The following is a 23,692-nucleotide window of genomic DNA, read 5'->3' as shown; positions in this document are numbered from 1 at the left end:
GTCCGCATGACGGGAATTTGCAAGGCTGGCCGCTTGCTCTAGCCCGTCGGTATGCGTGGGTCCTGCACCAGATAGAACGTCCAGCGCGGCGTATAGTCGGTCATCAGGAATTCGAACCTGGCGGTTTTCAGAGGGTCGACTTTGCCGTTCTTGAACAGCAGGCGGTCATAGGGTTCGAAATCGCGATCGAAATCGGCGAAAGAGCTCGACCAGATATTGTCGGGTGTCTTGTTGCGCTGGTCGAACGAAAGTCCGTCGCCGAACACGCTTGGCTGGTTCAGGATTTCTTGCAGCTCGAACTGGAATTCGACCCAGGCCTGGCCGCTGTTGTTGAGCACGTCGATGCGCATATACATGACGCCATTGGCGAATTCGCCGGCCTTGCCGAAGGCCTGGATCGGCTTTGTCGTGCGGATGGTCAGCGTCACCGGCGTTGACGAATTCAGCTCTTCGGTGATGACCAGCGGATCGTCCTTGGTGCCGATGCCCGAAGCGCCGGTGATGTGGAAGCCGCCGAGCTCGTCGGAGAAGGAGTAGGCGCCCGTGGCCCAGACTTTCACCTCGTCCGCGGCAACGTGACCCGGTGCCAGCATCGGAAGGGCCAAAAGAAGCGCCCGGCAGGCCCGGCCGGGCGTCGATGGAAAGCGCGTCGATGAAAAGCCGCCTGGCCCAGGAATGCGCATGGTATGAAGTATGGCCGATAAGCGAGCCGTCGAACAATTAAAAACGTAGGCGCAGACGGCCCTGCAAGACGAAATCAGCCACTAAGCCCACGCGATGCGCGACTTTTTGGCCAAAACGGCATTGTCACGTATGCGCCGGTTTCCTGTCGCCAATTGATGCGCTATGCAGCGCAGGAGCCAGCAAGATACCCGAATGGGATAAGCCAGTGCGGAGGGGTTGATGAGCGACATCGAACGCGAAAGCATGGAATTCGACGTGGTCATTGTCGGCGCCGGCCCGGCCGGCCTCGCCGCCGCCATCCGCCTCAAGCAGGTCAATCCCGAACTCTCGGTCGTCGTCCTGGAAAAGGGCGGTGAAGTCGGCGCCCATATCCTCTCCGGCGCCGTCGTCGATCCGATCGGCATCGACCGGCTGCTGCCGGGCTGGCGCGACGAGGAAGGCCATCCTTTCAAGACGCCGGTGACCGACGATCATTTCCTGGTGCTTGGTCCGGCCGGCTCGTTCCGTCTGCCCAATATCCTGATGCCGCCGCTTATGAACAATCACGGCAACTACATCGTTTCGCTGGGCAATGTCTGCCGCTGGCTGGCGACCAAGGCCGAGGCGCTTGGCGTCGAGATCTATCCGGGCTTTGCCGCGGCCGACTTGCTCTACAATGAGGAAGGCGCCGTCACCGGCGTCGTCACCGGCGACATGGGCGTCGAGAAGGACGGTACGCACGGCCCGGGCTTTGCGCCTGGCATGGCGCTGATGGGCAAATATGTGCTGATCGGCGAGGGGGCGCGCGGTTCGCTCGCCAAGCAGTTGATCGCCAAATACAAGCTGTCCGATGGCCGCGAGCCCGGCAAATACGGCATCGGCCTCAAGGAACTCTGGCAGGTCAAGCCGGAAAACCACCGGCCGGGGCTGGTCCAGCATTCCTTCGGCTGGCCGCTCGACATGAAGACCGGCGGAGGCTCGTTCCTTTACCATCTCGAGGACAACCAGGTGGCGGTGGGCTTCGTGCTCCACCTCAATTACAAGAACCCCTGGCTGTCGCCGTTCGAGGAGTTCCAGCGTTTCAAGACGCATCCGGCGATCAGAGGCACCTTCGAGGGTGCCAAGCGCCTGGGCTATGGTGCGCGCGCCATCACCGAAGGCGGCTGGCAGTCGGTGCCGAAACTGTCGTTCCCCGGTGGCGCGCTGATGGGCTGCGCGGCCGGTTTCGTCAACGTGCCGCGCATCAAGGGCTCACACAATGCGGTGCTGTCCGGCATGCTGGCGGCCGAACATGTCGCCGAGGCGATCGGAGCCGGTCGCGCCAATGACGAGCTCTCCTCCTACGAAGCGGCCTGGCGGGCGACCGACATCGGCAAGGACCTGAAGAAGGTGCGCAATGTCAAACCGCTATGGTCGCGCTTTGGCACCATCGTCGGCGTCGGTCTCGGCGGCCTCGATATGTGGCTGAACACGCTGTTCGGCGTCTCGCCCTTCGGCACGCTGAAGCATGGCAAGGCCGACTATGCGACGCTTGAGCCTGCCGCCCAGCACCAGAAGATCGCCTATCCGAAGCCCGACGGCGTGCTGACCTTCGACCGCTTGTCCTCGGTGTTCCTGTCGAACACCAATCACGAGGAAAACGAGCCGGTGCATCTGCTGGTCGGCGACATGGCCCTGCAGCAGCGTTCCGAACACGATGTCTTTGCCGGACCCTCGACGCGCTATTGTCCGGCCGGCGTTTATGAGTGGGTAGACAAGGATGGCAACGCCGCCGCCGATCCGGCGGCGAAGGATGTGCGCTTCGTTATCAACGCGCAGAACTGCGTCCACTGCAAGACCTGCGACATCAAGGATCCGAACCAGAACATCAACTGGGTCCCACCGCAGGGCGGCGAGGGACCGGTCTACCAAGGCATGTAAAGTGGACCGCGCTGGCGGTACTGTGCCGCCAGTCCACCCATCGTCGTTGGAAAGGAGCCGGATATGCGCTTGCTCATTCTTTCAGGTCTGGCGATCGTTGGCGCCTTGTGCGGTTCCGCGACGGCTGCATCGGCAGGCGTGAAAATCCTGGTCAAGACGCAGACATACGACATCTCCGGCAAGACCGGAGAGGCTCTGATCGAGTCCATGGACAGCAACGGGCCAAGGCATGGCTTCATGGCTCGCGCCATCGCACAGACCAGCTATACAAAGGCTTGGGAGTTCGATCTTGTTGAGGTCAAGGGCACCTGCAGCATCGGGCAAGTCAACGGAACGCTCAACCTGAATTTTACCTATCCCCGTGTCGCGTCCGCCCTCCCGCCGGCCCTCAACAAGCGCTGGGCGCGTTTCTTCGCCGGCGTTCGCACGCATGAGGAGACCCATGGCGACATTGCCAGGCAGATGATGCGTGCGACCGAGAAGTCGCTCAGGGGCCTGACAGTCCCCAATGACTCCCAGTGTTCCAAGGCACGGCGTGAGGCGCGGCGGCGGATCGACGCGGTTTTTGTCGACTATGAAGCCAGGCAGAATGCCTTCGACGCGCGCGAACACCGGGAAGGCGGTCACGTGGAATATCTGGTCGAGGCCCTGGAGCGGCCTTAGGGGCAAAACTCACTCAAATTGGCTGCCCGGTCGACGGGAACGAGCACAGAGCGCCAGGCTTGACAGTCAAATGGTCCGTTCCATCAGGACGGACTGCAACATCGGCCCAGGGCCAATGCGCACTTCGATCCGCCCTACCGAGATGAAGCCCAAGGCTGCATAGAACCCTTCTGCGTTGAGACTTGCCTGGCATTCGAAGCGGCGCACACCGGACGAGCGTGCATCTTCTTCGCAACGCTGGTAAAGCTGGCGCCCGATCCCGCGGCCCAGCCATTCGGGACGAGTGGCGAAATGTCGGATGTGCGCGAGTTCGGGCTTCACCTCGGAGCTTCCCGGACGTTCCCGGGACCAACCGCCGCAGCCGGCGGCAAAGCCATCTTCATTGACCGCGAGATAGTAGGTGCCAGCCGAAAGCAACGCAGGGTTTGCGCGAGTGATCAAAGGCAGCGCAGCTTCAAGAGTGGTCTGATCGTATGCCGTGCGCATCAGGCCGGGATAGGAAGCGAGAAGCAACTCGCTTACCCCAGGCTCGTCCTCTGGCGTGGCGGGTCTGACGATAAAGCTGGGGGACATGTACAGCACCCCGTATGTTGAGCTGGCCGACCTTCGGCGGACCAGCGAGCCATGTCAAATCGAACACGCCAAGGGTCCAAACTCTGACCGTAGGGCATGATCCCAAAAAGTGGAATCCGGTTGTCGGAAGGACCATCTTCAAACGGCCTCTAACCCCGATATCCGTTTCGCGAATTTCCGGCCGATATCAGCGACACAGTCGCGGTCTCGTGTTCGTCGGTCGGCTTTTGCTCGTTCAGCCTGAGCGTGAACTCGACCAGCACCGGCAGATGGTCCGAGCCGGTTTCTTCCAAACGTGTCGCAGAATGAATGGTCACCCCGCCCTTGCTGAAAACCTGGTCGATCGGCAGGCCGGCGAAACGCCGCAGGAAGTCCGGCAACTTGATGTATGTCCAGGTCGGTCCGGCTGATGGCATGACGGTCAGCCCGCCGAGCGCGGCGACGCGGCGCACTGCGGCGCTCCATGGCACGGCGTTGCAGTCGCCCGCCATGATGGCTGTCTCGCCGAGCGATGAGAGCGATTCGGTAAGCTCACCGATCTGCCAGTGCTGCTCGCGTGGCCAAGGCCAGCTGAGATGGATCGCCGCGACATCGACGCCAATGCCGCCGAAGTCGACGGTCGCTGTCGCCATGGCGCCGCGCCGTTCGCAATGCGGTTCGGTGCCGGCGGCAAAGGGCCGCCGCGAGAGCAACGCCACGCCGAATATGCCGTTGGGGTAGGGGCAGAGGATCCGGTATGGATAGGCGCTGCTGATATAGCCAAGCTCGGTCGTCCACATCGCCGACACCTCGTCGAGGGTGATCACGTCGGGATTGGTCCGGCCGATCAGCGACAGCACCTTCTTCGGCGTTGGATTGTCGTATCGCAGGTTCATCTGCAGCAGCTTGTAGACCATCTGGCCAGCCGGCTTGGCGACCGCTTCCACCGGCCACAGCTGCGGCAGCGCGCTGATTGTCGTGGCAAAGGCTGCCACGGCAAAGAGCAACGCAGCGGCGGCTTGCAGGCGAAATGTCGTGGCCAGCAGCGGCAGCGCGCAAAGCGCCATCAGCACGGCAAGGTGAACGCGGAAATGCGAGAAGGAATCGAAGGCCGGGTGCAAGGCGCCGAAGAACCCGGCGACCAGAGCAACCGAGAACATCATCATCGCGATGAATGCCAGTGAAGCTGCCATGTCTCGACTGCGTCTCATCGGCTCAGGTCTGCACGGGTTGCCAACTGTGGTGCTGCACGGTTATCGGCAAAAATGCGGCCCAATCAAGATGACTGGATGCCCAATGCATGTCACCCAAAAGTGCCCAGCGGTTTTGGGGCAGCGACATGCATAAAACAAATGCATGTCGCCCAAAAGTGCCCAGCGGTTTTGGGGCAGCGACATGCATAAAACAAATGCATGTCGCCCAAAAGTGCGCAGCGGTTTCAACGAGACACGCTCTAGGCGATGCGCGATCGGCCTATTGGAACGCCGTCTCCGAAAAACTTCTCAGCTTGCGCGAATGCAGCCGCTCCATAGGCATTTCCGCGAGTTTCTCCATCGCCCGGATGCCGATGGTCAGGTGCTGCGCCACCTGCCGCTTGTAGAACTCGGTCGCCATGCCGGGCAGCTTCAGTTCGCCATGCAGGGGTTTGTCCGAAACGCACAGCAGCGTGCCGTAGGGCACGCGGAAGCGGAAGCCGTTGGCCGCGATGGTCGCCGATTCCATATCGAGCGCAATGGCGCGCGACTGTGACAGACGCTGCACCGGTCCGCGCTGGTCGCGCAGCTCCCAGTTGCGGTTGTCAATGGTGGCGACGGTGCCGGTGCGCATGATGCGCTTGAGGTCATAGCCGGATAGGCCGGTGACCTCGGCAACCGCCTCCTGCAGCGCCACCTGGATCTCGGCCAGCGGCGGGATCGGCACCCAGACCGGAAGATCGTCGTCAAGCACGTGATCCTCGCGCACGTAGGCATGCGCCAGCACATAGTCGCCGAGCGCCTGGGTGTTGCGCAGCCCGGCGCAGTGGCCAAGCATCACCCAGGCATGCGGCCTCAGTACCGCGATATGGTCGGTGATGGTCTTGGCGTTGGAAGGCCCGACGCCGATATTGACCATGGTGATGCCGCCATGGTTCGGCTTCTTCAGATGATAGGCAGGCATCTGTGGCAGGCGTGGCGGCGCAACCCCTTCGCTGGGCGCGCTTTGCCCGCCCTTGGTGATGACATTGCCCGGCTCGACGAATTCGCTATATCCGCCGCCGCCGCCGGCCATCAGGTCGCGCGCCCGGGCGACGAACTCGTCGATGTAGAACTGGTAATTGGTGAACAGCACGAAGTTCTGGAAATGCTGCGGCGTGGTCGCCGTATAGTGCGACAGGCGGTGCAGCGAATAGTCGATGCGCTGCGCCGTGAAGGGCGCCAATGGCCGTGTGTCGCCGAAGGCCACTTCGAAAGTGCCGTTGGCGATCTGGTCGTCGGTGCCGTCGAGGTCCGGCACGTCGAACAGGTCGCGGATCGGCCGCCTGATGCGCTCGGCGGCCGAGCCGTCGACGTGGGTGCCTTCGAGAAAGGCGAAGTGCAGCGGGATGGGGGTGGTCGATTCCGACACGGTGACCGCGACACCATGATTGCGCATGATCAGGCGCAACTGCTCGACCAGGTAGCTCTCGAACAGGCCCGGCTGGGTGACGGTGGTCGAAAAATGTCCCGGCGTCGGCATATGGCCGTAGGCCTGGCGCGAGTCGATCTGGGTGAACGAATTGGTGGTGACACCGATCTCGGGGTAGAAGGCGCGGTAGCGCTTGCTGTTGTCGCCGCCCGCTGTCGCCAGTGCCGCGAAGGAATCGCGCAGGAACTTGGTGTTGCGGTCGTACAACGCCTGCAGTGCGGCGACGGCCTTTTTGGGGCTATCAAAGCTTTGCCGGCCAAAAGGCTCCGGCATGACGACCGATTCGATGGCTTGTGGGTAGATTCGCTTTTCCATGGCTCAATATAGAGACTTGGATCGGCTCTTGGGAGGGGTGTCGCGACCGAAGGCGGCCAAAGCGTCCTTTTTCTTCAACCGCGCTGCAGGCTGACCAGGAGCACGAAGCCGACACCGGACTTCCTCAAAGCGGGCGCTTCGATCGTCGAACCGGTATCGGCGCGCATCATCGGCACGGCTAGAACCGGAGCAGCCAGAACCATCAGGATAAGCGCCGCCCGCGGCAGAAGCCGAAGGGTCTTGAGAGTGTTGGCGGCGATGCGGTTCATGGTGTTCTGCTTTTCTTTTCGAGGTCTTGGTTTCTTTGTTCAGTTGCGAAGATGGGTGGGGCAGGCGAGGTGGCAGGTCCTGGAACTGGCTTCGTCCCAGGCGCGGGCGGGACGGCCCGTTTCGGCGACGAGGATGGCGAAGAACATTCCAAACAGGCTCATCAGCAGGCAGACGATGGTGAAGCGGCGAGCAAGCATTGGGTCGTGTCTCCTTCAACACGCAGGAGAATGCCCGAGCGCGACTGAACCGGCTCTGATGCCGGCGTTCATCTGCGGTTCAAATTGGTTGATGGGGTTTCTGACGGTGCCGGCGTTAGTTCCGGCGGGTGCGGTGCGAGGCGAACCAGGCATGGGCACCTCGCGCCTGGACAAATAAAAACGGGGCCTATCGAGGCCCCGTTTTCATGTCGTGAGGATGCGGTCGATCAGAGCTTGTGCCAGGTCTGGCTCTTGCAGATCAGTCCGCCAAGCACGCAGCCGCTCATCTTGAGCGAGGTGCCCGACAATGTCGCCTTGCCTGAATAGGTCTTGTCGTTTGCCGGATCGGTGATGTTGCCGGCATATTTGTTGTCGCCGGCGGCCTTGAGCGAGCCGATGGTCTTGCCGGCAAATTTGCCGGACTTGAGCGTGATGGAAAACGTGTCGCTGCCCGCGATGGCTGCGGTATCTCCCGCCTGTGTCTTCCAATTGCCTTCGATAGGATCGGCGCACGCCGCACCCGCCATGATCAATGTGGCCGCCAGGGCCAGGCTCACTTTTCGAAACATGGTCTTCCTCCCTTTGGATATCCGGCCGACGCTCCGCCCTCGCCGGTCTGCCGCTTACGCAAACGTAAGCTAATCCAGCTCCCGGCAAAACAAAAGTGGTGCCGCCGCGTAAGATTCCGGGATTCTGAAGGCGGCCACGCGGGCCGCACGGGCAAGAAAGGAAAGCATCCGCGGATCGTGTTTGTTTCCCGTGGTTAGCGGAGTGTTGATCCCGGCCACAAAAATTTTCGTCGAATTTGAAGAAAACCGGCCCGATTGCTGGCTTTGTATCCTTAATGAATTTCCGCGTTTACCTCTTGTTTTAGCTTTGTTTTCCTCAAATTAAGCACGCCATTTAACGACGGATTCAAGCCTCCACGGCATTCTCGAAAGCATCGGAAGAGCAGCCCGCAAGGACAAACGAAGGCAGCTCTCGGGAGCCAGACAGGGCCAAGAACAGGGGATTGAAATGGCACGTTTTGAAATGCTTGAAGCAGGCTTCGGCGCCATGGGGGCAACTGCCCAGGCCGACATTCTTTTCGAACTGGGCATGATGTATGCGACCGGCCGCGATTGCGAGACCGATGTCGTTGCCGCCCACAAATGGTTCAACATCGCCGCGATCAAGGGTTCGGCCCGCGCTGCGGAACTGCGCTCCGAACTGTCGGCGGCGATGTCGAAGGTCGAGATCGCCAAGGCGCTTCGCGAAGCCCGCGAATGGATGACCATGCACTGATATCCGCCGACCGCGGATAGACCTATCCAAGACAGGGAAGCCCGGGATCAAGACCGCACAGACGGCCAGACCCGGCGGAATGGAAGGCCGCGCAAGACGGTCGACGACCTGGAGCATGGTTTCGGAACCAGGCTCAAACAAGAGATAAGAAGAACGCGGCAGGCCGGCGAGGCTCAGTCGCGCGATGCGGGGAAGGCGAGCGGGATTTCGGGGCGCGGGGGCGCTTGGGGCCGCTTGACGAGCAAAAAGCCACGACCGGCCGAAACAAGGCTGGCGTGGCTTTTTTGCGTGGATGACGTCTTGCAGGCCCAATCGAGTGCTGCCGATGCGCCTAGACAGGCCCGGTGAAGGATGAAATTGTCCCGCCTCTCTGGAAGAAGCGCGGCCGGGCGGCCGCGCGTGAGTGGAGGAGTTCTATCACCATGAAAAAAATGAGTATTTTGAGCGCGGCCGTTTTTGGCCTGATGATGAGTGCGCCGGTCGCATTCGCCGACGACCTCACCTTTGCGGTGGTCGGTCCGATGACCGGACAACTCGCCACCATCGGCGATCAGTTCAAGCAGGGCGCACAGGCCGCTGCTGACGCGATCAATGCGGCGGGTGGTGTCGACGGTCGCCAGATCAAGCTGAGTATCCAGGACGACCAGTGCGATCCCAAGCAGGCCGTGTCGGTCGCCAACCGCATCGTCGCCGATGGCGTCAAGTTCGTCGATGGCCATGCCTGTTCGGGTTCGAGCATCCCGGCCTCTGCCGTCTATGCCGAAGCCGGCGCCCTGATGATGAGCCCGGCCTCGTCAAACCCGGTGCTGACCGACGCGGCGGCCAAGGCCGGCTGGCCGACGATCATGCGCCTTTATACGCGTGACGATGCGCAGGGTGCCTTCATAGGTCCATGGATCGCCAAGAAGTTTGCCGGCAAGAACGTCGTCGTCCTGCACGACAAGAGCGCCTACGGACAGGGCGTGGCTGACGCCGTCAGGGCAACCATGAATGCCGGTGGCCTCAAAGAGGTGTATTATGACGGCATCAATGCCGGCGAGAAGGACTATTCGGCTCTCGTCACCAAGCTCAAGGATCTGAAGGCGGACGTCGTCTATTTCGGCGGTTATCATCCTGAAGCCGGTCTGATCCTGCGCCAGTCGGCGGAACAGAACCTGAAGTTCCAGCTGATCATGCCGGACTCCATCGCTTCGCCGGAATTCTGGCAGGTTGCCGGCCCGGCCGGCGAGGGCACCATGTTCGTCTTCCCGTCGGATCCACAGGCAAAGCCTGAAGCCAAGGCAGCCGTCGAGAAGATTAAGGCCGGCGGCTTCGTGCCGGAAGGCTTCACGCTGTTCTCCTACGCGGTGGTCCAGGCTTTCGCCGAAGGCGTCAAGCGCGCCGGCAGCGACGATCCGGGCAAGGTTGCCGAAGCGTTGAAGAACGGCACGCCGATCAGCACCGTTGTCGGCAACGTCACCTTCGACGAGAAGGGCGACCTCAAGAACGCCAGCTATGACATCAACCAGTGGCATGACGGCAAGTACGCGCCGATTGCGCAGTAGTCGTCGCCTGGCGACCACATAGCATAAGGAAATGGCCGGTTCGTCCCGGCCATTTTTCTTTGTAATTAGTCGTCCGCTTTCGACTGTCAGCTTGCGGCTGCGGTCGAGGCGCTCTGGTCCTCGACGAACCGCACTAGCACCGTCCCATCGGTGACCTGCGCGCCTTCGGTGGCAATCTCGGCGATCACCCCGTCATGCGGCGCGGCGATGGTGTGCTCCATCTTCATCGCTTCAAGGATCAGCAGCGGCTGGCCCTTGATCACCGCATCGCCTTTGGCCGCGCGCACCAGCTTGACCAGCCCCGGCATCGGCGCGCGCAGGCTGCCGGCGCCTGCCGCCGCCTCATCCGCCCGCGCCAGCGGGTCCGGCACAGTGAAGGTATAGCCAACGGCGCCTTCGAACACCGTGATATGGCCGGGCCAGCGGGCGAGGCGTGGCGTGGCGCGAAAATCATGCGCGTTGGCGTTGTCGTAGGGCTCGTCCAGCGCCACCCGGAACCGCCCGTCCGGTCGCATCGAAACCCTTGCCGCGATATCGATTTCGCCGAACTTCAGCCGTGTGCGGCGGGCCACGCTGTGGAAATGCGCGTAGCCGGCAAGCGACGACCAGGGGTCGCTCGACGCCGGCAATGCGCCGGCACCCGAAGCCGCAAGCGCGGCTGCCGCAACGGTTTCATCGCTCGGCGGCGCGACCTCGGTCAGTGCCGGTTGATGCCGGGCGATCAAGCTGGTGTCGACATCGCCAGCGGCAAAGTCCGGATCGGCGGCCAGAGCGACAAGAAAGGCGGTGTTGACGGTCGAGCCGGCGATCTCGGTTTGCGACAGCGCCGCGCCGAGCGCTTCCAGGGCCGCCTGCCTGTCCTTTGCGTGGACGACCAGCTTGGCGATCATCGGGTCGTAATAGGGCGAGATGGCATCACCGGCCCGCACGCCGGTCTCGATGCGCATCGTGGCGCCTTCAGGGGCCGCGTCCGGATACTTCAGATGATGCAAGGTGCCGGTCGCCGGCAGGAACCCCTTTGTCGCATCCTCGGCATAGATGCGCGCCTCGAAGGCATGGCCGGTAAGCGCGATCTCGTTCTGCATCTTCGGCAGCTTTTCGCCGCTGGCGACCCGCAATTGCCACTCGACCAGGTCGGTGCCGGTGACCATTTCGGTGACCGGGTGTTCGACCTGCAGGCGGGTGTTCATTTCCATGAACCAGAAGCGGTCGGCCTTCAGGCCTTGCGAGGCATCGACGATGAACTCGATGGTGCCGGCGCCGGAATAATTGATCGCCTTGGCGGCTTTAACCGCCGCATCCGTCATCGCCTTGCGCAGCGCCGGGGTCATGCCGGGTGCGGGGGCTTCCTCGATCACCTTCTGGTGGCGGCGCTGCGCCGAGCAGTCGCGCTCATAGAGATGTACGGCATTGCCGAAGTTGTCGCCGAACACCTGCACCTCGATATGGCGCGGCTTGTCGACATATTTCTCGACCAGCACGCGGTCATCACCGAAAGCGGCCTTTGCCTCGCGGCGCGCACTGGACAGCGCCTCGGAAAACTCATCGGGATGCTCGACCCGGCGCATGCCCTTGCCGCCGCCGCCGGCACGCGCCTTGATCAGCACGGGATAGCCGATCTCGCGCGCCTTGGAGGCCAGCAGCACGATCTCCTGCGCCTCGCCATGGTAGCCCGGCACCACCGGCACGCCGGCCTTTTCCATCAGCCGCTTGGCGGCATCCTTCAGCCCCATGGCCCGAATCGAGGCCGCCGACGGACCGATGAAAACCAACCCCGCCGCCACCACCTGGTCGACGAAATCGGGGTTTTCCGACAGAAAGCCGTAGCCGGGATGGATGGCTTGCGCGCCCGTCGCCAGGGCTGCGGCGACAATCCTGTCGCCACGCAGATAGCTTTCGCCGATGGGCGAGGGGCCGATGCGCACGGCTTCATCGGCCAACTCGACATGCAGGGATTTCGCATCGGCATCCGAATAGACGGCAACGGTGTGCACGCCCAGCTTGCGCGCCGTGCGGATCACACGACAAGCGATCTCGCCGCGATTGGCGATCAGGATCTTGGCGAACATGGCGCCTCCGTAGCCAGAGTTTGCTTCACGCGAAGCAGGCGTTCCTTTGCGCCCCCGTCTGTTCGGGCAAGCATTTGCTCAACACTGGAGAGCACTCCCTTGCCAGCGAGGTGCTCTCCGCAGTGCCCAGTTCTGTCTACTTGGACGCCGCGATACTGCAGGCGCCGCTGGTCTGGAATTTGTATTTCTTGAGACCTCCCTGGCATGATCTCAGCGCCAGGTCTTCCGCTGCCTTCTGGGTCTTGGCATTCAGGTGGACGCCGCAGATGAAGAACTCTGTCATCCGGGCGATCGGGGTCAAAGCATAAGCTGAATGACCGCTGGCCGCGACATAGGCATTGTAACCCTTCCCACAGCCGCCCATTGTGCCGACGGGGAAGTAAACAGGATAGCGGGTATCGCCCTTGCTTCCTGCCAGCGAGCCGGCCATTCCGGCGCCCGTCATCTCGAATATAAGAAAGCCTGCAAGTATCGAAGTCGCCATCCTCTGGCAATATTTCAGTTTCATTTCCGCCCTGTCCCCATTGCACTGTGCAGGATGAGCGATAGCGAATATTTTGCCGCCCCGCCAGCTCGCCAGCGGAGATTCGAGTTTGCCTATGCTGGTGAATCGGTTGGTCCATGCAGTTCAGCTCTTTCGCAGGGCAGCAACGGCCTGCCGGTATAGTTCAGCCGTTTGGTCGTCGAAGCAGCAAAAAGTGACGGTTTCCGGCATTGTTCGTTTCTCGATGAACGTGCTGACCGTGTCGACGGCGATCTGCGTCGCCTCATCTTTCGGGTAGCGATAGACACCCGTCGAGATCGCCGGAAACGCCACCGTGCGGCAATCATTGGCCGTGGCGAGTTCGAGCGAGCTGAAATAGCAGGAGGCCAGCAGTTCGGCTTCGCCCTTGCCGCCGCCTTGCCAGACCGGCCCGACCGTGTGGATGATGTGCCGCGCCGGAAGTTTGTAGCCCTTGGTGATCTTGGCTTCGCCGACCTTGCATCCGTTCAGCATGCGGCATTCGAACTCGAGCTCACGGCCGGCCGCGCGATGAATAGCGCCATCGACCCCGCCACCACCGAGAAGCGAGGTGTTGGCGGCGTTGACGATGGCGTCGACTACCAGTTTGGTGATGTCGCCGGCATGAACCTGGATCCGCAGATGGTCGTTCATGTCACATCCTGAACACGCCGAAGCGCGTCTCTTCGATCTCGGCGTTGAGCGCGGCGGACAGGCTGAGCGCCAGCACGTCGCGCGTCTTCGCCGGGTCGATGATGCCGTCGTCCCAAAGGCGGGCGGACGAGTAGAGCGGATGGCCCTCATGCTCGTATTTCATCAGGATCGGCTTCTTGAATTTTGCCTCCTCCTCGGCGCCCCATTCGCCGCCCTTGCGCTCGATGCCTTCGCGCTTGACCATGGCGAGCACCGTCGCTGCCTGCTCGCCGCCCATCACCGAGATGCGGGCGTTCGGCCACATCCACAGGAAGCGCGGTGAATAGGCGCGGCCGCACATGCCGTAATTGCCGGCGCCGAACGAACCGCCGATGATGACAGTCACCTTCGGCACCCTGGCGGTGGCCACCGCCATCACCAGCTTGGCGCCGTCCTTGGCGATGCCGCCCGCTTCGTATTTCCGACCGACCATGAAGCCGGTGATGTTCTGCAGGAAGACCAGCGGGATCTTGCGCTGGCAGCACAATTCGATGAAGTGCGCGCCCTTCAGCGCGCTCTCGGAGAACAGCACGCCATTGTTGGCGATGATGCCGACCGGCATGCCATGGAGATGGGCAAAGCCGGTGATCAGCGTAGTGCCGTAGTTCTGCTTGAACTCGTCGAATTCGGAGCCATCGACGATCCGCGCGATCACTTCGCGCACGTCATAGGGCTGGCGCAGGTCCGTCGGCACGATGCCGTAGAGCTCATCGGCTGCGTGAAGCGGCGGAATCGATTTCTGTAAGTGCAGCTGTACAGTCTTGTTCCGATTCAGGTTTTTGACGATACGGCGGCAGATGGCAAGCGCATGGTCGTCATCCAGCGCATAGTGGTCGGCAACGCCGGAAAGCCGCGTGTGCACGTCCGCGCCACCGAGGTCTTCCGCGCTGACGTCTTCACCAGTGGCCGCTTTCACCAGCGGCGGGCCGCCGAGGAAGATGGTCGCCTGGTTGCGCACCATGATCGTCTCGTCGGACATCGCCGGCACATAGGCGCCGCCCGCCGTGCAGGAACCCATGACGCAGGCGATCTGCGGGATTCCGGCCGCCGACATGTTGGCCTGGTTGTAGAAGATGCGGCCGAAATGCTCGCGATCGGGAAACACCTCGTCCTGGTTGGGCAGATTGGCGCCGCCGCTGTCGACCAGATAGATGCAAGGCAAATTGTTCTGCAGCGCGATCTCCTGCGCCCGCAGATGCTTTTTCACCGTCAGCGGATAATAGGTGCCGCCCTTCACCGTCGCGTCGTTGACGACGACCATGACCTCGGTGCCTTCGACGCGACCGATGCCGGCGATCATGCCGGCCGCGGAAATCTCCTCGCCATACATCGACCATGCGGCGAACTGGCCAATCTCGAGGAAGGGCGAGCCGATGTCCAGCAACTGCGCAAGGCGCTCGCGCGGCAACAGCTTGCCACGCGAGACGTGGCGCTCACGTGCCTCCTCCGAGCCACCGCGCTCGACGCTTGCAGCCTTGTCCGCAATGTCGGCGACCAGCGCCTGCATGCGCTCGGCATTGGCGCGAAAGGTGTCGGAGGACGGGGAGATCTGGGTTTGCAATACCGCCATTGCCAAACTCTACGCTTGAGCCAGGAGCTTGCCGTTACGGCGCTCGAAAATCTTGTCGGACAGCAGATTGAAGCCATCCTTGAATGTAACGTCTATTGTCTGCCTGGCCGCGTTTTGCGCCTTCGGATTGCTTGCGTCAAAGACGAACAATTGGTCACGACGCGGCACCGCGAACAAGACGTCGCCGGGGAATTTCGCACTGATCGAAAGCCAGAATTCATCGAGCAGAACGAGGCTCGTTGAAAGCATCGTATTGCCGTCGACGTAGTACAGATGAAGGATATCGGACCCGCCGTCGGAGACGATTTTGGGCAGCCATTTTTTGACGTTGTTCAGCGCTATAACGCGCAAATCAGACAGCGCCCGTGCGGGGAAATCCTTTGGCGCAACGGGTGATAGCGAGTCGGGAAGGTCGGCCATGTATACGACCGCAAGTTCGCCAACCAACGGCTCATACAGCAGATCCATACCCATCGTTTTGAGTTGATCGATATACTGTTGGGTTCGGATCACGGCGACGAGATTGTTCTCTCCGATCTTGGAGAGTTGAGCTTCCGCCAAAGCTCGGGCAAACCGCTCTATGGCGGCGTCGGCGTCTTCATCGGGGTACGAATTCAAGTAGCCAAACAGGTTCGTGACATCCGACCCTAACTCGACATCGTCGATCTTCGAATTGATCCTCGCCGGATCAGATGGATCCGCAGCCACACTGTCTACACCCGGTTGCCGCCTGATGGCGGCAATCACAAGGCCTCTGAATTCCGCTATGTCGGGAAAGCGCTGCTTCTGTGCCTTGGCTCGCCGCGGCAGGCTGGCAAAGAGCGTGGAAAGAATCATCGACAATAGCCTGCGCCTGTTCACGGGATGCACTGGTCGCGGAACCATCTTGCGCCTCGCCTATCTCCGTATGCCGCAGTGGTTGAAGAGACAGCTATTTGCCGTGGCGAGCAATCCACATTGTCACGGACGCGGTTCAAGTCTTTGCGCGGCGACATCACACCCCCTCCGCCATGATTTCCCGCCCGATCAGCCAGCGGCGGATCTCGCTGGTGCCGGCGCCGATTTCGTAGAGCTTGGCGTCGCGCAACAACCGGCCGGTGGGATAGTCGTTGGTGTAGCCATTGCCGCCCAGCAGCTGGAGAGCATCGAGCGCCATCTGCGTTGCCTTTTCCGCGGCAAACAGCACGCAGCCGGCGGCGTCCTTGCGCGTCGTCTGGCCGCGATCGCAAGCGGCGGCGACGGCATAGACGTAGGCGCGCGCGGCGTTCATCGTCGTGTACATATCGGCGAGCTTGCCCTGAACCAGCTGGAATTCGCCGATCGCCTGGCCGAACTGCTTGCGCTCATGCACATAGGGGATCGCCACGTCCAGGCACGCCGCCATCAGGCCGATCGGCCCGCCGGCGAGCACGGTGCGCTCGTAGTCGAGGCCCGACATCAGCACCTCGACGCCGCGGCCTTCCTCATGCAGCACATTATCGAACGGCACTTCGACGTTCTCGAACACCAACTCGCCGGTGTTGGAGCCACGCATGCCGAGCTTGTCGAGTTTCTGCGCCACGGAGAACCCGGCCATCGCTTTCTCGACGATGAAGGCGGTGATGCCACGCGATTTCCGATCCGGATCGGTCTTGGCATAGACGACCAGCGTCCCGGCATCCGGCCCGTTGGTGATCCACATCTTCGTCCCGTTGAGCACATAGCGGTCATTGCGCTTTTCGGCGTGCAGCTTGAGCGAGACGACGTCCGAGCCGGCACCGGATTCCGACATCGCCAGCGCACCGACGCGCTCGCCGGAACACAGGGCAGGGAGAAATTTCTCCTTCTGCGCCGGCGTCGCCCAGCGATTGATCTGGTTGACGCAGAGATTGGAATGGGCGCCGTAGGAAAGGCCGACGGAAGCCGACGCGCGGGAGATCTCCTCGACAGCGATAACATGCGCAAGATAGCCCATGCCGCTGCCGCCGAAATCGGGGTCGGCGGTGATGCCGAGCAGCCCGAGCGCGCCAAGTTCGCCCCACAGATGCGCCGGGAATTCGTTCGAGCGGTCGATATCGGCGGCGACCGGCGCGATCCTGTCCTGGGCGAAGCGCCGCACCATATCGCGCAGCGCCTCGATATCCTCGTCATGCCCGAAGCTGAGCGTGTTCGTGTACATGCCTTCCTCCTGCCCGCATGACCCCGAAGATCCCTCTCGATCTTCGAAGGAGCATACGCGAAATCAAAGTGCCGCGGTGTCTCTCGCGCGTCCGAGGGCGCGCGCGCTGCCATGGGTCGTCTCGCCGGCGGTTTCTGCTCCAACCAGGCGCATTGTCATTGAAAGATATGTCGCCGTCACTTCAGTGATCGACAGCCGCTCGCCCGGCCGAAACCAGACGATGACGCCGGTCATCATCTGGATCAGCGCCATGGCCGTCAGCCCGGTGTCATCGATGTTGAAGACGCCGGCCTCGGCGCCATCGCGCAGGATGGCGCGCAGCTCCTTTTCGTAGGCCGTGCGCAGGCGCAGGATCTGCGTCAGCCTTTCGGGCGACAAGCTGCGCAATTCCATGTTCGACACATGCGTGGCATGCCGACGTTCGATGTGAAAAGCGATGTGGTTTTCGACATAGGCGGCGAGCCGCTGCACGGGATCCGTGCTGGTTGGGCGGGCTGCTTCCCATGCGTCGGTCAGGCCTTCCATATGCTCGCGCATCAGCGTGAACAGAAGCCCTTCCTTGGTCGGAAAATAGCGGTAGAGCGCCGCTGCCTGCACGCCGACTTCAGCGGCGAGCTGGCGCATCGACATCGCCTCGTAGCCAAACCGCGCGATCAGATTGACGGCCGCCTCGCGGATGGTCGCTTCGGTCTTTTCGCCGTCGGATCCGGTGGTGCGCGCCATGTCAGCCCCTTTTTGCGGGACAATAATAAAACGAACGTTCAATTAATTCAAGGGTGCTCGAGCCAAATCCGTCGTCATACGACAATCCTGAACCCAACAGAAGCGTTTCCGGCTGCCAACTCCTCGACGTCGACCCTGGAAACCGACGCCTCGGACGGCCCTTTCCACAGTCGCCCGATCATTGTCGAGACTGCTTCATCGAGGCCTGCAATCTGGGTCGTTACTGATCCGTCCGCTTCATTGCGAACCCAGCCCGCAAGGCCAAGGCTCGTGGCCTCGCCCCGAACCCAGATCCTGAAGCCGACGCCTTGCACATTGCCGTAGACGCGCGCCCGTATTTCCCTGCGATGACCAGCCATGAATCTCTCCTAGCCTGTCTCCGTGGAATCTGGCGCATGGCGTAGGGAATGCAACCTGAATTGCGCGCACGACGTCGGGCTCTTCGGGTTTTGAAATTTAGTTGACTCAGTCCATTAATTTGGGAAAATGGAGCTGCCATATCGGGGTTGGACGCAGATGTTGGACGAACGCAGCGCATTGGTGGCGCAGATCCGCCACTTCAACCGGTTCTACACCCGCACCGTCGGCCTTCTCGACGAGACCTTGACCCAGAGCGCGTTCACCTTGACCGAGGCGCGGGTGCTGTTCGAACTCGGCCGCCACAGCCGCCCGGCTTCGGCCGAGATCGCCGGCGAACGCGGTTTCCTGGCCGGAGCATTTCGGCTGGAGAACGGCCCGGCGGCCTCCGAAATCGCCAGCCAATTGCGTGTCGACCCCGCCTATCTGACGCGAATCTTGCGCAAGTTCGCCGGTGAGGGGCTGACCGAGGCCCGGACGGATCCGGCCGACCGGCGCCGAAGGGTTCTCTCGCTGACCTCCAGGGGCGAGGCCGCTCTTGCGAGGCTTCAGGCGGCGGCTGATCGGGACACGGCGCGGCTGATCGAAAGCATCCCCGACGACAGGCTGCACGAACTGGGCGGCGCCTTGCGCAAGGCCGGGGAGTTGCTGGGTGATCCCGCCAGCGAAAACGGCGAGGCGACCTTGCGGCCGCACCGCGTCGGCGACGTCGGCTGGGTCGTGCAGCGGCAGGCCCGGCTCTACGCCGATGAATATGGCTGGAGCATCGAGTTCGAAGCCATGCTTGCCGAAATCGGCGCCGACTTCATTCGCAATTTCGTGCCCGGCCGCGATTTCTGCTGGATTGCCGAACGTGGCAACGGGGAGCCGGTTGGCGCTGTGTTCCTGGTTCATCTGGACGACGAGGTGGCCAAGCTGAGGATGCTGCATGTCGAGGCGGCGGCACGCGGCCTGGGCATCGGCAAGCGCTTGGTCGCGGAATGCGTGAGCCAGGCCCGCGCGTGCGGCTACAAGCGATTGGTGCTGTGGACCAACGACATCCTCGTCGCGGCGCGCGCGATCTATGAGCGCGCCGGTTTCAGGCTGGTCTCGGAGGAGCGCCACCACAGCTTTGGCAAGGACTTGACCGGCCAGACCTGGGAGCTGGATTTGTAAAGCGCGACCCGGCCTTGCATGATCCCGAAAAAGAGCGTGCCGGTTTTCGGTAAAGCTCATGCTCAAAGAAAAACGGCGCCCATCCCGATTCCATCGGGATGGAACAGCTCTAATTCCCTCGTGCCGCCGCCAGCGCGCCGGGCAGTTCCTCGGCGAAAATGTCCAGTTCGTGATCCAGTCCTACGCTGACGCGGATGCAGCGGTCGAGCACTGGTACCATCGGCTTGCGGATGAAGACGTCGCGTGACAGCAGGCCCTGCAGCACTTTCAGCGCGAAGACGCCGTCGCCACCACAGTCGATGGTGACGAAATTGGTTGCCGAGGCCAGCGACTTCAGCCCGTTCTGTTCGGCTATGCCGGCGATGCGTCGGCGGCCGGCCGCGACCCCGCGCCACCACGTTCCGCAGATAGTCCTGATCGGCAAGTGCCTCGACGCCGGCGATCTGCGCCATGCGGCTGACGCCGTAATGGTTGCGGATCTTCTCGAAATCGCGGATCACCTTGGCCTCGGCCACGGCATAGCCGCAGCGTATTCCGGCGAGCCCATAGGCCTTCGAGAAGGTGCGCATGCGGATGATGTTCGGCCGCGAGATATCGATCGGCGGCAGTGCCGAGGCTGGTCCGAGTTCGCCATAGGCCTCGTCGAGCACCAGCATGGTGGTTTCCGGCAGCGCCTCGATGAAGCGGATGAGCTCGTCGGCCTCCCACCAACTGCCCATCGGATTGTCCGGATTGGACAGGTAGACCAGCGGCGCCTTGTCCTTGCGAACAGCCGCGAGCAGGCCGTCCAGGCTTTCCCTGTCGTTCTCATAGGGGACGGTGACCAGCCGCCCGCCGACACCGGCGACATGGAAGTTGAAGGTCGGATAGGCGCCGAGCGAGGTGACCACGGCATCGCCGGGCGCCACGTACATGCGTGCCACCAGGCTGAGCAGCCCGTCTATGCCTTCGCCGACCACGACGTTTTCGACCTTGACGCCGTGATGCGCGGCAGCCGCCACCTTCAGGTCGTGATTGTCGGGATCGCAATACATCCACATGTCGCGGGCAATTCCAGCCATGCGCTCTATGACGCGCGGCGAAGGACCAAAACTGCTCTCATTGGCGCCGATGCGAGCGCGAAAAGCGCGGCCACGCTCGCGCTCCTGCGCCTCGGGGCCAACAAAAGGCACCGTCGAGGGAAGCGCTGCGACGAGCGGCGTTAGGGGAGGGTGTGGGCGCATGGTGGAAGCTCGCTTGGAAAAAGGGCCTTCTTGCTAGCCTGCCCGCATGGTCGGTGCAAGTTGCCGCGGCCTGCAACCGTAATGCTGGATTCCTTCGTCTCTTTTTGCTAGCGAGACACAATGAACAACCGTCTGCCGCCAGCCTGGTCCAAGCACCTGAAGGCCCAAACCGGGCCGAAACCCAAGTTCCCGCAGCAAAATCTGCCGCAAGCAAATCCGCTTTCGCGTACACAGGCAGACGACGCGCTGCTGGAGCAGGCGTACCAGTTTCAACAGGCCAAGCGGCTTAACGAGGCTCAGGACCTGTGCCTTCGGGTGCTGGCGCGTACGCCCAACCATCCACTCGCCCTGTATATTTTGGGGACCGTGTGCATAGGCTACGACGATGAGGCGGCCTTGCGGTATTTCGCACGCGCACTCAACGAGGAGCCAAAGAACCCCTACTACCACCTTGGCCTGGCCTCGGGCTACGTGAAGGTCAGTGAGTTTTCACCAGCAATCGAACATATGCAGTATGCCTTGGAGTTGCAGCCGAACCTCGTCGAAGCACTTTGCGCATTGGGGGATGCCTATATCCAGTTTGATAAGCCCGAGATGGCTCTGCCGCTCTATGAAAAGGCGCTGAAGACCAACCGCGATCATCCCAAGGTGCGGACAGGACTGGCTCGCGCGCTCAGCAGCCTGGGGCGCATGGACGAGGCCGCCGTCTATCTTAAGGAAACAATCGAACGTGGCATCGCAGTGCCGACTGCCTACAACGATCTTGTGCAGACGCAAAAGTTCACCGAAGAGCCAAAGGAACTCCAATCCATCATTCGTGAACTCGGCAATGCCAAGCTTGATCCGGACGGTTTAGAGAGGCTCCACCTGGCGGCCGGCAAGGTGCTGAACGACCTCAAGCGCTATAAGGATGCGTTCGACCATTTCAAGAAGGCCAAGCAGGCCTCAGGCCGCATCTTCGACATCGACCAATACCGTCGCTGGACGGACTCTCTGATCGAGACCTTCACGCCTGAGATGCTGGCTGCCAGGTCCGGTTACGGGAGTCCTTCGGACGTTCCTGTTTTCGTGGTCGGCATGCCTCGCTCGGGAACGACGCTTACGGAACAGATTTGCGCCAGTCATCCCGATGTCCATGGCGCAGGGGAACTGAGCAAAATCAGAAGAGTCGCGAATGCGATCGACCTCAAAAAGTCATCGGCCGGACGTTTAGACCAGGTGATCGCGTCGATCACAAAAGACCTATCCAGAACGTTGGCCGAAGAGCATCTGACCTATCTGAGAGAGCGGGCACCTTCCGCGCTTCGGATCGTGGATAAGATGCCTCATAATTTCGAACTGATCGGTCTTATCGCCGTTCTCTTTCCCAACGCGCGCATCATTCATTGCCGTCGTGACGCCATCGACAATTGCGTCTCTTGTTTTGTCCAGAGATTCGGCGAGGGGCACAGTTACAACGCCGACCTGAAGGCACTCGGCCTGTACTATCGCGAATATGACCGCCTCATGCGGCATTGGAATGAGGTTTTCCCGGGCCTGATCTTCGAGAATCAGTACGAAACGTTGGTCGAGGATCAGGAAGCACAGTCACGTCGGCTTATAGATTATCTTGGGTTGCCTTGGGACGACGCCTGCCTGCGCTTTTTCGACAGGGATGGTTCGGTCAACACGCCAAGCCGCTGGCAGGTCCGTCAACCGATTTACAGGTCGTCCGTCAAACGCTGGAAGAATTATGAAAATGAAATTCAGCCGCTGATTGATGCATTGGGCGACCTGGCGGACAAATAGTCCCAATTCCGAAACTTGCGAACGAGCTTTGTGGGTACTGAAGCGCGCGATGCGGCTGAGACCTGCGCTATCGAGGCCGAACCAAAGTTAAGACCGCGAACTGCAGCACCGCATGCAATGGTCGCGCAAAGTCCTGAAAAAACCCGGCGGTTGCCCGCCGGGTTTTCGATTTCGACAAGCCGAAACCTTGTTAGAACGAGCGCTGGAAGCGGAGGATACCGCCGACGCTGTTCTTCTTGTCGGCGTTGACCCAGTTGCGATTGTCGGCATCGCCAAACTTGCCATCGTGGTTGTAGTCGACTTCGCCGGTGACCGTGAAGCCGGGGACGATGTCGTAGGCAATGTTGGCCGCGACGCCGACGTTCTTGTCGTCATCAGCCGACACCTGAGCGTTGAACGAGGTCTTCTCGTTGAACTTGTAGGTGCCACCGCCCCACACTGCCCAGTTGCCGCCCCACTGCTTGTAGAAGTTGCGGTCGATGTGATCGTCCGAACCATAACCGCCCATGATCCACAGCGTCAGAGCGTCAGACGCTTTCACGTCCAGGCGAACCTTGCCGGTCCACTCTTCCCAGGTGCTGTCGTAGGATGCCACGCCGGTGATGGCACCCCAGCCCTGCGTGTACTTCACGCCGCCGACGACGTCCGGAACGTAGCTGTCGATGGTGTCGTTGCCGGAATTCGCGTTGAAGAGATAGTTGCCGGCCCCGTCGAAGGTGGCAGCGCCAGCATCACTGGAGCCTTCTTCGAGTGAGACGACGGCCGAGAAGCCGTTGCCCCCGTCGAAATAGTACTGGACGACGTTGGTGTCGAAGCCGCCATAGGGGACGATCGTATCCTGGATGACTTCGCCGGCGTAGCCGATGAACGTATTGAAGGCCGATTCGTCCTTACCGACGCGGAGACCACCGAGCTGGATCCAGGCGAAGTTCAGCGTGATGCCCTTGTTGTGGGCATCATTGCCGTATGCGTCGCCATAGCCGTTGGAGTTGCCGAATTGGATGCGGGTTTCGGTGTAGGTCTTCAACGTGCCCAGCTCGGTTTCCTGGCCGGTCCAGGTCTTCAGCGTGAAGCGGGTGTTCTTTGCCCACGTGTCCTGCAGCTTGGGATCGCCAAGCTGGTTTTCGGCACGCGCGCCATCGAACGAGCCGACGTCGCCGCCGCCGATGTCGTAACGGACATAGCCGCCGATGCGCAGGCAGGTTTCGGTGCCGGGGATGTAGAAGTAGCCAGCGCCGTAGACGTCGCAGATCTTGACGTATTCAGCGGGCTCCGGCTCGGCGACGACGACGGCGTCGGCGGCGCGCGCACCGGAAACTGCGAGCAGAGCCGCAGCGGAGCCGAGGAGAAGGCTCTTGATGTTCATTTTCTGACCTCCAGTC

22 protein-coding genes and 1 pseudogene are annotated in these 23,692 nt (G+C 61.7%); 6 read left to right on the top strand and 17 right to left on the bottom strand.

The genetic code is table 11. The annotated features are described in order from the left end of the window. Window positions 1–38: 38 nt before the first annotated feature. Window positions 39–683, bottom strand: coding sequence for a hypothetical protein (locus AC1D08_RS04870; RefSeq protein ID WP_095081741.1), 645 nt, complete (start codon window positions 681–683; stop codon window positions 39–41). Between the two features lie 220 nt (window positions 684–903). On the opposite strand from AC1D08_RS04870, the gene AC1D08_RS04865 reads away from it, so the two are divergent. Further along, window positions 904–2,583: an electron transfer flavoprotein-ubiquinone oxidoreductase gene (locus AC1D08_RS04865; protein ID WP_457154691.1), complete on the top strand. Its 1,680-nt coding sequence runs from the start codon at window positions 904–906 to the stop codon at window positions 2,581–2,583. A gap of 63 nt (window positions 2,584–2,646) precedes the next feature. Then, window positions 2,647–3,246: a DUF922 domain-containing protein gene (locus tag AC1D08_RS04860; protein ID WP_477422658.1), complete on the top strand. Its 600-nt coding sequence runs from the start codon at window positions 2,647–2,649 to the stop codon at window positions 3,244–3,246. A 66-nt stretch (window positions 3,247–3,312) separates the two neighbouring features. On the opposite strand, the gene AC1D08_RS04855 is transcribed toward AC1D08_RS04860, so the two are convergent. The 6 genes from AC1D08_RS04855 to AC1D08_RS04830 all read right to left on the bottom strand — a co-directional run bounded on the left by AC1D08_RS04855 (window position 3,313) and on the right by AC1D08_RS04830 (window position 7,813). Next, on the bottom strand, window positions 3,313–3,819 hold the full coding sequence (locus AC1D08_RS04855; RefSeq protein ID WP_457154345.1) for a GNAT family N-acetyltransferase: 507 nt from the start codon (window positions 3,817–3,819) through the stop codon (window positions 3,313–3,315). Between the two features lie 149 nt (window positions 3,820–3,968). Next, entirely contained in the window at window positions 3,969–4,991 is a 1,023-nt protein-coding gene (locus AC1D08_RS04850; RefSeq protein WP_457154344.1) for an endonuclease/exonuclease/phosphatase family protein, read from the bottom strand. 280 nt (window positions 4,992–5,271) lie between these two features. Beyond that, complete coding sequence (locus AC1D08_RS04845; RefSeq protein ID WP_477422900.1) at window positions 5,272–6,735, bottom strand: AMP nucleosidase; 1,464 nt, start codon at window positions 6,733–6,735, stop codon at window positions 5,272–5,274. Window positions 6,736–6,851: 116 nt separating this feature from the next. Next, the gene (locus AC1D08_RS04840) at window positions 6,852–7,046 is read right to left on the bottom strand and encodes a hypothetical protein (RefSeq protein ID WP_095081732.1); all 195 of its coding nucleotides are present in this window, start codon (window positions 7,044–7,046) and stop codon (window positions 6,852–6,854) included. A gap of 39 nt (window positions 7,047–7,085) precedes the next feature. Beyond that, on the bottom strand, window positions 7,086–7,244 hold the full coding sequence (locus AC1D08_RS04835; protein ID WP_457154343.1) for a hypothetical protein: 159 nt from the start codon (window positions 7,242–7,244) through the stop codon (window positions 7,086–7,088). A gap of 227 nt (window positions 7,245–7,471) precedes the next feature. Beyond that, the gene (locus AC1D08_RS04830; RefSeq protein ID WP_095081730.1) at window positions 7,472–7,813 is read right to left on the bottom strand and encodes a DUF2147 domain-containing protein; all 342 of its coding nucleotides are present in this window, start codon (window positions 7,811–7,813) and stop codon (window positions 7,472–7,474) included. Between the two features lie 448 nt (window positions 7,814–8,261). Between AC1D08_RS04830 and AC1D08_RS04825 the strand changes: the two genes are divergently transcribed. Together AC1D08_RS04825 and AC1D08_RS04820 are read left to right on the top strand one after the other, a co-directional pair. Further along, window positions 8,262–8,528: an SEL1-like repeat protein gene (locus AC1D08_RS04825; RefSeq protein ID WP_010915070.1), complete on the top strand. Its 267-nt coding sequence runs from the start codon at window positions 8,262–8,264 to the stop codon at window positions 8,526–8,528. A gap of 422 nt (window positions 8,529–8,950) precedes the next feature. Continuing rightward, window positions 8,951–10,072, top strand: a complete 1,122-nt coding sequence (locus AC1D08_RS04820; protein WP_457153860.1) for an ABC transporter substrate-binding protein — start codon at window positions 8,951–8,953, stop codon at window positions 10,070–10,072. Window positions 10,073–10,158: 86 nt separating this feature from the next. On the opposite strand, the gene AC1D08_RS04815 is transcribed toward AC1D08_RS04820, so the two are convergent. From AC1D08_RS04815 to AC1D08_RS04780, 8 genes are all read right to left on the bottom strand, one after another. After that, entirely contained in the window at window positions 10,159–12,141 is a 1,983-nt protein-coding gene (locus AC1D08_RS04815) for an acetyl/propionyl/methylcrotonyl-CoA carboxylase subunit alpha (protein WP_477422655.1), read from the bottom strand. A gap of 136 nt (window positions 12,142–12,277) precedes the next feature. Then, entirely contained in the window at window positions 12,278–12,649 is a 372-nt protein-coding gene (locus AC1D08_RS04810) for a hypothetical protein (protein ID WP_477397204.1), read from the bottom strand. A gap of 120 nt (window positions 12,650–12,769) precedes the next feature. Beyond that, complete coding sequence (locus AC1D08_RS04805) at window positions 12,770–13,297, bottom strand: O-acetyl-ADP-ribose deacetylase (RefSeq protein WP_457153857.1); 528 nt, start codon at window positions 13,295–13,297, stop codon at window positions 12,770–12,772. Window position 13,298: 1 nt separating this feature from the next. Continuing rightward, complete coding sequence (locus tag AC1D08_RS04800; RefSeq protein WP_477422653.1) at window positions 13,299–14,906, bottom strand: carboxyl transferase domain-containing protein; 1,608 nt, start codon at window positions 14,904–14,906, stop codon at window positions 13,299–13,301. 9 nt (window positions 14,907–14,915) lie between these two features. Next, window positions 14,916–15,743, bottom strand: a complete 828-nt coding sequence (locus AC1D08_RS04795) for a DUF1444 family protein (protein WP_477422652.1) — start codon at window positions 15,741–15,743, stop codon at window positions 14,916–14,918. A 157-nt stretch (window positions 15,744–15,900) separates the two neighbouring features. Beyond that, window positions 15,901–17,064, bottom strand: coding sequence for an isovaleryl-CoA dehydrogenase (locus AC1D08_RS04790; protein WP_477226228.1), 1,164 nt, complete (start codon window positions 17,062–17,064; stop codon window positions 15,901–15,903). 63 nt (window positions 17,065–17,127) lie between these two features. Continuing rightward, a complete protein-coding gene (locus tag AC1D08_RS04785) occupies window positions 17,128–17,787 on the bottom strand; it encodes a TetR/AcrR family transcriptional regulator (protein WP_457153681.1) in 660 nt (219 codons plus the stop codon). A 74-nt stretch (window positions 17,788–17,861) separates the two neighbouring features. Next, a complete protein-coding gene (locus tag AC1D08_RS04780) occupies window positions 17,862–18,146 on the bottom strand; it encodes an acylphosphatase (RefSeq protein WP_457153682.1) in 285 nt (94 codons plus the stop codon). A gap of 157 nt (window positions 18,147–18,303) precedes the next feature. On the opposite strand from AC1D08_RS04780, the gene AC1D08_RS04775 reads away from it, so the two are divergent. Further along, complete coding sequence (locus tag AC1D08_RS04775) at window positions 18,304–19,299, top strand: bifunctional helix-turn-helix transcriptional regulator/GNAT family N-acetyltransferase (RefSeq protein WP_457153683.1); 996 nt, start codon at window positions 18,304–18,306, stop codon at window positions 19,297–19,299. A gap of 109 nt (window positions 19,300–19,408) precedes the next feature. Here AC1D08_RS04775 and AC1D08_RS04770 read toward each other — a convergent pair. Then, window positions 19,409–20,522 (bottom strand): annotated as a pseudogene (locus AC1D08_RS04770) (pyridoxal phosphate-dependent aminotransferase). A 120-nt stretch (window positions 20,523–20,642) separates the two neighbouring features. Here AC1D08_RS04770 and AC1D08_RS04765 point away from each other — a divergent pair. Beyond that, window positions 20,643–22,310, top strand: coding sequence for a tetratricopeptide repeat-containing sulfotransferase family protein (locus AC1D08_RS04765; protein WP_477416322.1), 1,668 nt, complete (start codon window positions 20,643–20,645; stop codon window positions 22,308–22,310). A gap of 190 nt (window positions 22,311–22,500) precedes the next feature. Here AC1D08_RS04765 and AC1D08_RS04760 read toward each other — a convergent pair whose 3' ends face one another. Next, window positions 22,501–23,676, bottom strand: a complete 1,176-nt coding sequence (locus AC1D08_RS04760) for a porin (RefSeq protein ID WP_477226233.1) — start codon at window positions 23,674–23,676, stop codon at window positions 22,501–22,503. Window positions 23,677–23,692: the final 16 nt, after the last annotated feature.

Source organism: Mesorhizobium sp. P2_E6 (genome assembly GCF_056403835.1).
This window is presented reverse-complemented; position numbering and strand designations above follow the sequence as displayed.